Origin of the sequence: Paraclostridium sp. MRS3W1, assembly GCF_032465715.1 — a bacterium.
Classification (GTDB): domain Bacteria; phylum Bacillota; class Clostridia; order Peptostreptococcales; family Peptostreptococcaceae; genus Paraclostridium; species Paraclostridium dentum.
In genome coordinates this window covers 1-12,514 of record NZ_JAWDJM010000079.1, presented here as the reverse complement: position 1 = coordinate 12,514, position 12,514 = coordinate 1, and the positions used below count along the sequence as shown (strand labels likewise).

Sequence of the window (12,514 nt, the reverse complement as noted above, 5' to 3'; positions counted from 1 at the left end):
GTATATAATAATATAAGTATGTTTGTAGTTAAAATTAAGTATCTAGGAACTTCTTTTTTATAAAATAACAAAATCAAACCTCCTTTATGTTTTAATGTATTACTAATAATATATTAAAACAATTAAAAAAATATGTATAGCATAAAATTTCCTAATATAACAATAATTAATTGTGTTTTTTTAAAATAATTCCAAATACTAATATGGATTAAAGTTATAACAAAAATATATGAAGGGAGTTTTTTATATGCTAGCTAAAAAAATATATAAAAATATAAAAGAAGAGAAAAAAGAATTGGAGAGAAAGACTAAAAGACATAAAGCTGCAAAAATAACAACACTTACAGCTTTAGGAATAGGAGCAGCAACTATAGGCGCTACAATGGTATATAAAAAAGCTAAAGCAAAGCAAGAAGCGTATGACTATGATGATTATGGATATGGATTAGATAATATAGAAGAAGAAAATGAAGACTATGAATTAAAATCTAAAATAGAAGAATTTAATAGTAATAGACTAAGTTATGACAATGAAGAACATGTATCAAATGAAGAAATGAGTAAATTTATAAATAAAATTGATAATGAAGATGAAAATTTAAACGAAAACCAATTTAAATAAAACTCCCTAAATGGGAGTTTTAATAATTTATACCAGCTGCTTTAACATTTTCTTTATTCATAGAACTACAAGGTGTAACACCGTAAGTCATGTTGCAATGATTACATTTATCAACATGTGTGTTCATGATAAATGTATTTTCGCAATTAGAACAAACAATTTCATGTGGTGTTCTTAATGGAAAATCAGCCTTATCTTTACTTCTAACTAAATCAACAACTTGCTTTCCATCATTCTTATTTGTATTTACACATCCGCAAGACATAAAAAAATCCTCCTAAGTTATAAATTATGTAGACTATTATATATGAAACGAATAAAAAAATCTGTAACAAATGTTACGAATTAGTATGTAATTTATTTAAAAAGATTTATAAAAATTATTATACATGGAAGTGAAAAAATATCCAATAAGAATGCTCCTACTAAAGGGACTATCAATGATGCTTTTTCAGATGGACCATATTTATGGGTAACCGAATTTATGTTAGCTAATGCATTAGGTGTGTTTCCTATTCCATGACCTATAATACCTGATATCATTACTGCTGCATCAAAATTTTTTCCTAAAACTTTAAAACATACAAAAATGGAGTAAATTAATATGAATATAACCTGAGCAAAAATTATTAAAAGCATAGGGCCTGCAATAGTTGCTAAATCTAATAGATTTATACTCATAAGGGCTATTATTAAAAACATTGAAAGTGCAATATCACTTGCAAAATCTAATATATAAAAATTTAAATCTACTAATTTAACCTTATCATTGAAATTTCTAAATATACAAGCAACAATCATACAACCTACAACACTTGGTATAACAATAGATGTTTTTAAATATATTGTTTTTGCAATTAAGTTTCCGAAGTTTAAACACAGAAGAATAACTAATGTGTGTTCAAAAAAATTTATTGTTGTAAAGATGTTAGACTTAGAATTTCTTGTTAAAAAGTTTTTAGTTAAGAAATTAGATTTTTTATTATATAACTTAGGGTATGGATTAAACTTAGGTTTTAAATTATATTTCTCAATTAGATATCGCGCTACTGGAGCACCTAAAAGACCTCCTATTATTATACCTAAAGTTGCAGAAGCAAGACCTATGGTTACAGCTCCATTTATTCCCATTTTTTCGATAGTACTTCCAAATGCGGCTGCATTTCCATGTCCGCCTTCCATTGAAATAGTTCCGCACATAAGAGCTATTAATGGATGAATATTAGTGATTTTAGCTATCGAAACTGCTATTATATTTTGAGAAAGTGCTAAAAAGCCACATAGAATCCAATACTTAAATAGCAAGCTACCACCTTTTCTTACAAGTTTAAAGCTAGCATTTAGCCCTAAAATTGTGAAAAAAACAGTCATAAATATAGATATAAAATTTTGAGAGACACTAATATTTACAATATTGAAAATTCTTAATAATAATGACAAAAGTGTAAAAAGCAAACCTCCTATAACTGGTGATGGTATACAAAATTTTGAAAAAAATTTAATTTTATCTTTTAAGAAAGTACCAATTATGAAAAAGACTATAGCTATAGATAAGGTAGATATCAAATTTAAATTTACATTCAAATCAAAGCACCTCCTAGAGAAAATTATATGACTGTAACTTTGAATTAATGAAAGTATATTTAAAAAAATATAGTAAAACATATAAAAATAGCGAAAAACGGGCTACAATAATCGACAATTAATTTAAATGGTAAAATTTTAAATAAAATCTTGTTTTATTATGGCAAAATAGGGTAATATATATAATATAAAAATATTTTGCGGGGTGGTAAATATGAAAAAAATAAATGAATTATTAAAAGAGTTTAAGGATGAATTAAAAGGCATAATGGATACTATGTTAGTAAGTGAAAGATTAAACTCTCAAAGATGTATAGCAAAAGATATAGATACAACTAAGACAATAATAGAACCAAAGGAAGAAAAAAGAGAACTTGATGAACAAGAAATGAGAAAACTATACAAGTCTTTAACTAATTTAGTTGAAAATTTAAAGGGTGTAGGTGGAGAATTATTAGTAAGTGAGAGATTAAACACACAAAGATGTATAGCAAAAGATATAGATACAACTAAAACTATAATAGATCAAAAAGAAGATGAACATATAAGCATGGAAGAAATTGAAAAATTAGCAGATGAAGCTAAAGGTTTAGTTAACACTATGCTAAATGAAGAAAAATTAAATGAAGAAGTAGATGCGGTAAAAGGAAATGATACTACAGAAACAATAATGGATAAAGAGAAAAATTTAGAAAATACAGAAGAGTTCCACAAATTAGTAGAAGAGTTAAAAACATTAATGTCTACTATGTTAGTAGGAGAAAGATTAAATACACAAAGATGTATAGCAAAAGATATAGACACAACTAAAACAATCATAGATCAAAAAAATAAAAAAGTAAAATAGCTTGTCTATTTTACTTTTTTATTTTTTTGTGAGAAAATTATTATAAATACTTTATTAAATACCAATATTCAATAAAAGATGATTAACATGAAATGCATTGGACATAAATTAAATATAGGTAAAATTACAAATGATATAGATAATCATTTACAAATGAAAAATAAAGTAGTATAATTTAAAATATAAAATTTTCGGAGGATGATTTATGAGTATACTGATAAACAGTGCTGAAGAGACTTTCTTACATGTAGGATCACTAGTCAGCATGTCTATACTATTATTTGGATTTATAAACTACAAAACAAGCGGAAGTTTTGTAGAAATAATAAGTAGAAATAAAAAATTACAACCGCTATTTGGAGCTTTGTTAGGAGCTCTTCCTGGATGTGGGGGAAGTATAGTTTTAATGCCATTATTTATAAGCAATAAGGTAACTTTTGGAACAATAATAGCAAGTTTAATTGCTAGCATGGGAGATAGTGCATTTTTAATGATGACAACTGACTTTAAAGCATATATTTTAGTAACAATTATAAGTTTTTTAGTTGGTATTTTAACTGGATACATAGTTGATTACTTTAAAACCGAAGAAAAGTTAGAATTACATAAATGCAAGTCTAATTTGGATAAAAGTAAATCTAATAATTGTTCAAGAACATCAAACTCTAATTCATGTGATATTCAAAAAAGTAGAAGATTTTACCACCTAGCACATGAAATAGTTCATGGAATAGGATATAAAATATATTTATTACTGCTTATAACTGGATGTATATTTATGGTCCTAGCTCATTCAGGTCTAGAGTTTGGGTTTATAGAAGCTATGCATTCATTTGAAGAGATAATAGCTATAGTAGGTATAGTAGCATCTTTTATATATATGATAATGACTAAAAAAGTTATTGAAAATGAAAATTTTGAAGAGAATGAACATAAACTTATGTCGTTAAAAGAAACTTTAATACACTCTGTAAGTGAAATATCATTTGTGATTGTTTGGATCTTTGTAGCATATGTGTTATATGATTTAATTATACTTATGGCTGGAGGAGAAGAAGCACTAGTAAACTTAATATTAGGAGCAGGGGTTATAAGTGTATTTGCTGGAGCTGCACTTGGAATTGTACCAGGATGTGGCGTTCAAATTGTAGTTATGTCATTTTACTTAAAAGGAAGCTTACCTTTTGCAGCATTAGTTGCAAATAGCATATCTCAAGATGGAGATGCATTATTTCCTTTATTAGCTATGGATAAAAAGTCTGCTTTATGGGCAACTATAATAACCACAATTCCATCAATTATAGTAGGATTATTAATTTATTTCATATAGAAAAAAGTTTATGGTTAATTTATAATCATATATTCATATTCTATAATATAGGTTTTATTATGGAGGAGTATATGAAAAATAATTGTATGATTGTAGGAATAGCGATTGGGGTTTTAGCTGGAGTATTATTTACAAGAATAAATTTTACAACACTTATTACTTTAGCACTTGGAATATGGATTGGATATTTTTTATCAAATAAAAAATAGAAGCTATCTCATGATTATGAGATAGCTTTTTATTATTTTAAAATGTATGATTTATTATAAAATGTAAAATGGATATAATAAATAGTATAAAGTACATATAAATATATTGGGGAGGTGGGCTTGTGAGACACTTTATGGTTTATATGAAAAAATATTTTGCTTTATTTATTTTAGGCATAGTGTTGGTTAGCTTTGAAGCTATTTGTGATTTGATGCAACCTACGATACTGGCTAACATTATAGACATAGGTATAGCAAATAAAGATATGAATTATCTGATAAACAAAGGATTTTTAATGGTAGTGATAACAATAGCAGGAGCTGTTTTTGCTATTTTAAGAAGTATAATTTCAACAAATGTATCTCAAAAATTTGCTAGAGATTTAAGGAGCGATGTATTTGAACATATAAATTCATACTCATTTGAGAATATAGATAAAATAACTAAAGGATCTTTAATAACTAGGAGCACTAATGATATTAACCAAATACAACAATTTGTAAATGGCTTAATGAGAATAATAATAAAAGCACCTATACTTTGCATAGGTAGTTTTATATTGGCTATGAAGCTAAATTTAAAACTTTCAATAGTATTATTAGTTGGTATAATTATTATATTTGGCATAATTATTATAAATTTAAATATAGGAACACCTTATTTTAAGAAAGTTCAAATATCTTTAGACAATTTAAATTCAAATTTAAGACAATATCTATGTAACATAAGAATAGTTAAGTTATTTAATAGGGTAAAGTATGAAGAAGAAAAATTTGAAAATGTGAACATGGATTTATTAGAAGTAACTGAAAAAGCTATGAAAATTAGTGCTGTATTTAAACCAACAATAACTTTAATTTCAAATATAATAATAGCAGTTATATTATACTTAGGATCAAAATTAATTTTAAAAAATGAAATTGAAGTAGGGGTTATTGTAGCTTATATAAATTATATAGGGCGAATATTGACTTCATTACTTATGATAGCTCATATTTTTAATGTGTTTATAAGAGCAAAAGCGTCTAGTGAAAGAGTTATAGAAGTTTTAGATACTCAAAATGATATAGATAAGAGAGGAAATATAAAAATAGATATCAGTGGTAGTTTAGAATTTAAAAATGTGAATTTTTCATATACTGATAATGAGAAGGTATTAAACGATATAAGTTTCAAAATAAATCAAGGAGAACATATAGGTATAATTGGACCAACAGGAAGCGGAAAAACAACTTTAATAAGTTTAATAATGAAATTTTATAAAATAGATAAAGGAATTTTAAATATAGATGGAAATGATATAAATGACTTGGATAGCAAAAACTTAAGAGAGTATATTGGATTAGTTCCACAAAAAAGTACTTTGTTTAATAAAACTATAATTAATAATATAAAAATGGGAAATAGAAAAGCTTCATTAGATGAGGTTACAGACGTATGTAAAATATGTGAATGTGATGAATTTATAAAGAATTTTGAAAGTGGATATGAACAAATGGTTGGGGAAAATGGAGCCAATTTATCAGGAGGGCAAAAGCAAAGAGTCTGTATAGCTAGAGCATTAATAAAAAATCCTAAAATTTTAATTTTAGATGATTCATTTAGTGCTATGGACATAAAAACTGAAAATAGAATAAAAAACAATATAAAAAACTATCTAGATAATACTACATACATAGTGGTTTCTCAAAAGATTAGTTCTATATTAGACATGGATAAAATAATAGTTTTAGAAAATGGGAAAATAGTTGGTTTTGATAATCATAGCAGTTTATTAAAACAATGTGATATGTATAAAGAAATATACAACTCTCAAATATCGCCAGATGTATAAAGGTGGTGGGTAATCAATGAAAAGTAAGATTGAAAGTAGATTTACGCCAAGGAAGAAACCTAAAAATACGAGAAAGACAATTTTAAGACTTTTAAAATATTTTAATAATGAGAAAAAAACATTAATATTAATAAGTACTTTAGTTTTTTTAGATTGTTTAATTGTTATATTAATACCGCTTTTAATAGGAAAGTGCATAGATATAATAGATATGAATGTACTTGGAAAATCTATATTTAAAATAACATTGGGAGCTTTAATTAGTTTTTATCTAATTGACTCAGTTGTAAGTTTATTTAAGGAATTTATAATAATAAATATGTCTCAAAGGGTCATAAAAAAAATACGATCATCTGTTTTTTCAAAGCTCCAAACATTGCCTATTGCATATTTTGATGAACATAAAAATGGAGATTTAATGAGTAGGATAACTAATGATATTGATAATATAAGTAGTGGAGTATCAAGTTCAATAGCTCAGATAATTACATCTATTATAACTATTTTTGGAACTGTAATTATGATGTTTATATTAAGTCCTCAGCTTACGATATTAAGTGTAATTACAATGCCTCTGGTTATTATACTAAGCAAATTTATTGCGAGAAGAAGTAAGTCATTTTTTAAAAACCAACAAATAGAATTAGGGTTATTAAATTCACATATAGAAGAAAATATAAAAAATATGAATGTAATAAAATCTTTTAACTATGAAGATGACTCAGTAGAAAGTTTTAATGAAATAAATGATAGGCTTTTGAGAGAATCTTTAAAAGCACAAATATATAGTTCGCTACTTATGCCTATGATGAATGTTATTACAAACATATCATTTACGCTTATTTCAGTAGCAGGGGCATACCTTTCAATAAAGAATATAATAACTGTAGGAACTATAGCTACATTTTTAAGTTATACAAAGCAATTTACTAGGCCTTTAAATGAACTTGCAAATTTATTTAATACATTTCAGATATCAATAGCTGGATGCGAAAGAGTTTTTGAAATATTAGATGAAGAGGTAAAAGAAAAACATGTAAATAAAGGTATTAAAAGTAAAAATATGTTAAAAGGGGATATAGAATTTAAAAATGTATGGTTTAAATATGGAAAAGGTGATTATATATTAAAGGATTTAAACTTTAAAATTAAAGATGGAACAAGCAATGCCATAATAGGTACGACTGGAAGTGGCAAAACAACTATTATAAATCTTATAAATAGATTATATGAGCATGATAAAGGAAAGATTTTAATAGGAGGATGTGATATTAACGATTATGATAAAGAATACTTTAATAACTCTTTATCAATTGTATTACAAGATATATACTTGTTTAATGGAACGATTTTAGACAATATAAAGTATTCAAAATTAGATGCCACAAAAGAAGATGTAATTGATGCATGTAAAATCTCTAATTCACATAGTTTCATAATGAAATTAAAAAACAATTATGATACATGGATAGAAGAAGGCGGAGATAGTTTAAGTATCGGACAAAAACAATTAATAAGTATATCAAGAGCTATACTAAAAGAATCACCAATATTGATTTTAGATGAGGCTACAAGTAGTATAGATACTAATACAGAAAGAAAAATACAAGAAGCTATAAAATATGCGATGAAAGACAAAACCAGTATAATAATAGCACATAGATTAAGCACTATAAGATATTGCGATAACATAATGGTAGTAGATAAAGGGTTAATAGCTGAAAGTGGAACGCATGAGCAATTAATGAATAAAAAAGGCATTTACTACGATAGTATATGCTCACTAAACGGAGACAACATGAATTAAGGTGACATTTAGATCTGATAGATGTCACCTTAAAATTTAAAATATGTAATTAAAAGAAATAATTTAAAAAACCAGTATGTTCGTTAAAAATATTAAAACCTATTAAAATAAGTATTATTCCTCCTGAAAATTTAGCAAAACTTCCTAGAAAATTCCCCACCTTATTTCCTATTAATACACCTAAAAAACAAAGTATGAATGTTATTATACCTATGCAAAGTATTATAGGCAGTATTGAAATATTTAAAAATGAAAAACTAATGCCTACTGCAAGAGCATCTATGCTAGTAGCTATAGCTAAAATAAATATATCAAAATTACTTAGTTTAGATGAATTAGAACCATCATCTTTTGAAAAAATCATATTTAGACCTAGAAAACATAGCAAAATTAATGCTATTACGTGGTCAATAGACTTTATATATTCAGAAAATCCAATCCCTATTTTCCAACCAATAAGAGGCATTAAAGCTTGAAATAATCCAAAAGAAAATGCAATTTTAAGAGCAAGTTTAAAATCTAATTTTTTTATACACATACCTTTAGACAATGATACAGTAAATGCATCCATAGATAGTGCAACAGAAGTCATTAATATGAAAGTTATGCTCATGAAAATCCTCCCTATATATATATTAAAATAAAATAGTTCAATATTAATATATATAGGGATATATATGCAAATAGTCCAAGTTTTTAAAAAAAGCGTACTTTACTATTTGTAAGGTACGCTTTTTAAACTATTTCTCTAATTGTTTTAATTCTTTTTTTAATTCTTTATCTATTTTTTTTATTTCTTTATTTTCATCTTTTATTATTTTACTTTCTTCTCTTTCTAGTTCTCTTTCTTCTTTTTTCATTTCATGTTTTAATTCTTTAGCAAACTTGTGATCATCATGTTCTTCTTTTTTTATTTCGCTGTTTATTTCCTTAGATTCTTTTTTACATTCTTTTTCTAACTCTTTTTCTTCTTTCTTCATTTGATGTTTTAATTCTTTAGCAAATTTATGTTCTTCATGATTTTCATGTCTAAGTTCTTTTTTATCTTCATGTCTAGATTTTAAACATTCTACATCTTTTTTTAACTCGTCCTCTATGTGTTTTACTTCATTTTTAACAGTCATCTTTAACATCTCCTTAAGAATAATTGATTTAATAATTAAATCTTAGCACTCGTGCCAAAATATGTAAATAGATAGCAAAAAACGTCGAAAGTTTTATATTTTCTAAAATATTACACACATCAAAAATATGAATAATTTTAATCTAATTATATAAATAGGCGAAATTTTTTACAATTATGAAAATTTATACATAAAATTTTTATAGATTATAGAAAAAGTACTAAATAAATAATATAATAATATAAGTGGGTAAAAAAGGAGGGGGTTTGTTATAAAAAAGTATAGTGGAGAAATTGGATTATTATTAGTATCTCTGATTTGGGGAAGTGGATTTGTAGCAACTCAGCTTGGGTTGGAAAATGGACTTACTCCATTTCAATTAATGACAGGCAGGTTTTTTATAGGTGCACTTTTAATAAGTGTAATATTCTTTAAAAAACTTAGAAATATAAATAAAAAAGATATTATTTCAGGGGTATTACTTGGTATATTTTTATTTATAGCATTTTCTTTTCAGACGTTTGGATTGAAATATACAACTTCAGCAAAAAGTGCATTTTTAACAGCTGCAAATGTTGTAATGGTACCATTTGTAGGATGTATTTTATATAAACGAAAGATAGAAAAAATAGGAATTATAAGTAGTTTAATTGCACTTGTAGGAATAGGAATAATCTCATTAGAGTCAGATTTTAGTATAAGTTTTGGAGATGGACTAACCTTAATATGTGCAGTAGGATTTGCTATGCATATATTTTTAACTAGTGAATTTACAAAAAAACACGATCCTGTCGTACTTACATGTATACAAATGGCAACAGCATTTTTACTATCGTTGATATTACAGGTTTTTGCAGGAGAATCAAGTGCTACTATAAACAGTTCAACTATAGGATCTGTGCTATTTTTAGGTGTATTCAATACAACTATATGTTTTCTTGGGCAAACTATATGCCAAACTAAAGTTGATGGAACTAAAACAGCAATATTATTATCCACTGAAGCAATATTTGGAATGCTTTTTTCTGTAATAATAGCAAAGGAAATAATAACGCTTAGAATGATTTTGGGAAGTTTATTTATATTCATAGCTATTATTTGTGCAGAAACAAAATTAGCATTTTTATTAAAAACAGAAGATTCGTTAGAGCTTAATGAAGCTGAATAAAACATTAGGTAAGTCATATTAAATAGATTGAATATTTTAATATGACTTATTTTGTTTTTATAATATTTGGAAAATTACGAATTTATTAAAGGAGTTTATTTTAAAAGTGGTTTTATATGAGCTGGAAGTAATATAATTATATAGTATAAAACAATTTGTGAGGAGGAATGCTATGGGAATTAACAATTTGTTAAAAACATATGAGGGCTTGTCCAAAGAAGTATATGTTTTGTTTATTGGAAGGATTGTAAATAGTTTAGGGGCTTTTGTACATCCTTTAATGGCTTTAATTTTAACTCAAAAAATTGGGTTATCAGTCTCTGAAGCAGGTATGTTTATAACAATACTATCTGCATTTCAAGCACCTGCAATGATATTTGGAGGGAAATTAGCAGATACGATAGGAAGAAGAAAAGTTATAATTATTTGTCAGTTTCTTGGAGCCTTAACACTTATAGCTTGTGGGTTTATGAAACCTTCGATAACAATGGCAAAAATAATGATTTTGTCATCTTGTCTATATTCAATTTCATCACCTGCATTTGAAGCTTTAAATGCAGATATAACAACATATAAAAATAGAAAAGCTTCGTATTCTCTTTTATACATGGGAAGCAATATAGGGTTTTGCATAGGACCTATATTAGGGGGACTTTTATATGAAAATTACTTACCACTTATATTTATAGGAGATGGAATTACAACTTTAATAGCATTAGCCTTAATAATTTTATTTGTAAAAGAACGAAAAATAAATGATGAAAATTATGAAAACGAAGAGATTTTAAGTGATTTAGAACAAAAGGTAGAAGGTTCTGCATTTAAGGTTTTGATTCAAAGACCTACACTAATATTCTTTTCTTTAGGAGTATTGATGTACTATTTTTCATATTCACAGTGGGGATTTGCATTACCGATACAGTTAGAAGATTTATTTGGATCAAATGGAGCAAAACTTTATGGATTGCTAGGGGGAATAAATGGAGTAGTAGTTATAGTATTTACACCTATAATTACATCTTTAACAACAAAAATGAATGTATTAAAAGCTATGTCTATTGGAGGTTTATTTTATGCAATTGCATTTTTTATGTTTGGAATAGTAAATACCGTAGTTTTATTTTTTATAGGTGTATTTTTAATGACAATAGGAGAAATTTTAATAGTTATAAATCAAGGAACGTTTATTGCGAATAACACTCCAGCATCACATAGAGGAAGAATAAGTTCGATATTACCTTTAATATCAGGAATAGGATTTGCAATAGGACCTATGATTATGGGTGATATGATAGAAAAATACAATATATTTGTAGGATGGATGATTGTTGCAACAGTTGCTACTTTTGGAATGGTTACGATGATGATGATAAAAAAGAGTATGAAAAATAATTAAAGGAAAATGAACAAATGAGTCATATAAGTATATATAAGAAGAAATAACTGTAAGATGAGGTGTTTATATGAGTAAAAAAATTGCAGTAATATATAAAACTAAATATGGTAGTACCAAAAAATATGCAGGATGGATTGCTTTGAAGTTAGATGCAGATTTATATGAAATTTCCGATATAAGGGCAAAGCATTTAGACGAATATGAAACTATAATATTTGGAGGTGGAATATATAGGGGAAAAATAAATGGATTAAACTTTATTAATCAAAATTACAATAAAATAAAAGATAAGAATATTTATATTTTTTCAGTTGGAATGGAAAGTATAAGTGAAAATAGAAAAGAATCATTAATAAAAAATAATTTTAAAAATATAGAAGAAAAAAATGTTGGATTTTACAATTTTAAAGGGGGATTAGATTATAGTTCACTAAGCTTAATAGACAAAATTATGATGAAAGCACTAAAAAGCATGATAGACAAAAAGACTAAATCAGATTTGACGGAAGATGATAAAGTTGTGTTAAGGGGATTTGAAGAAAAAATAGACTTAACTGATAAAAAATCTATTAAAGAATTGATAGATAAAATC

Annotated in this window: 13 protein-coding genes; 9 read left to right on the top strand and 4 right to left on the bottom strand. The window is 25.9% G+C overall.

Translation table 11 applies throughout. The features are described from left to right. Positions 1-247 precede the first annotated feature (247 nt). Positions 248-622, top strand: coding sequence for a hypothetical protein (locus RWY47_RS05850; protein ID WP_021431343.1), 375 nt, complete (start codon positions 248-250; stop codon positions 620-622). A gap of 19 nt (positions 623-641) precedes the next feature. Here the strand turns inward: RWY47_RS05850 and RWY47_RS05845 are convergent, their stop codons facing one another. Further along, a complete protein-coding gene (locus RWY47_RS05845) occupies positions 642-887 on the bottom strand; it encodes a hypothetical protein (protein WP_150842847.1) in 246 nt (81 codons plus the stop codon). A gap of 92 nt (positions 888-979) precedes the next feature. Next, complete coding sequence (locus RWY47_RS05840) at positions 980-2,206, bottom strand: sodium/glutamate symporter (RefSeq protein ID WP_021431341.1); 1,227 nt, start codon at positions 2,204-2,206, stop codon at positions 980-982. Positions 2,207-2,420: 214 nt separating this feature from the next. Between RWY47_RS05840 and RWY47_RS05835 the strand changes: the two genes are divergently transcribed. From RWY47_RS05835 to RWY47_RS05815, 5 genes are all read left to right on the top strand, one after another. After that, the gene (locus RWY47_RS05835) at positions 2,421-3,053 is read left to right on the top strand and encodes a hypothetical protein (RefSeq protein ID WP_224170263.1); all 633 of its coding nucleotides are present in this window, start codon (positions 2,421-2,423) and stop codon (positions 3,051-3,053) included. A 205-nt stretch (positions 3,054-3,258) separates the two neighbouring features. After that, positions 3,259-4,383, top strand: a complete 1,125-nt coding sequence (locus tag RWY47_RS05830) for a putative manganese transporter (RefSeq protein WP_021431339.1) — start codon at positions 3,259-3,261, stop codon at positions 4,381-4,383. 71 nt (positions 4,384-4,454) lie between these two features. Beyond that, complete coding sequence (locus RWY47_RS05825; RefSeq protein ID WP_021431338.1) at positions 4,455-4,592, top strand: hypothetical protein; 138 nt, start codon at positions 4,455-4,457, stop codon at positions 4,590-4,592. A 122-nt stretch (positions 4,593-4,714) separates the two neighbouring features. Beyond that, positions 4,715-6,427, top strand: coding sequence for an ABC transporter ATP-binding protein (locus RWY47_RS05820; protein ID WP_168930949.1), 1,713 nt, complete (start codon positions 4,715-4,717; stop codon positions 6,425-6,427). Positions 6,428-6,443: 16 nt separating this feature from the next. Continuing rightward, positions 6,444-8,234, top strand: coding sequence for an ABC transporter ATP-binding protein (locus tag RWY47_RS05815; RefSeq protein ID WP_150842845.1), 1,791 nt, complete (start codon positions 6,444-6,446; stop codon positions 8,232-8,234). A gap of 49 nt (positions 8,235-8,283) precedes the next feature. Here the strand turns inward: RWY47_RS05815 and RWY47_RS05810 are convergent, their stop codons facing one another. Further along, complete coding sequence (locus RWY47_RS05810) at positions 8,284-8,847, bottom strand: manganese efflux pump MntP (RefSeq protein WP_053831923.1); 564 nt, start codon at positions 8,845-8,847, stop codon at positions 8,284-8,286. A 127-nt stretch (positions 8,848-8,974) separates the two neighbouring features. Next, on the bottom strand, positions 8,975-9,358 hold the full coding sequence (locus RWY47_RS05805) for a hypothetical protein (RefSeq protein WP_168930955.1): 384 nt from the start codon (positions 9,356-9,358) through the stop codon (positions 8,975-8,977). A gap of 271 nt (positions 9,359-9,629) precedes the next feature. Here RWY47_RS05805 and RWY47_RS05800 point away from each other — a divergent pair, with 271 nt between their 5' ends. From RWY47_RS05800 to RWY47_RS05790, 3 genes are all read left to right on the top strand, one after another. Further along, complete coding sequence (locus RWY47_RS05800; protein ID WP_168931699.1) at positions 9,630-10,526, top strand: DMT family transporter; 897 nt, start codon at positions 9,630-9,632, stop codon at positions 10,524-10,526. A gap of 172 nt (positions 10,527-10,698) precedes the next feature. Continuing rightward, complete coding sequence (locus RWY47_RS05795) at positions 10,699-11,922, top strand: MDR family MFS transporter (RefSeq protein WP_224170264.1); 1,224 nt, start codon at positions 10,699-10,701, stop codon at positions 11,920-11,922. 67 nt (positions 11,923-11,989) lie between these two features. After that, on the top strand, positions 11,990-12,514 hold a 525-nt coding region (locus RWY47_RS05790; protein ID WP_316030269.1), incomplete at its 3' end, for a flavodoxin domain-containing protein.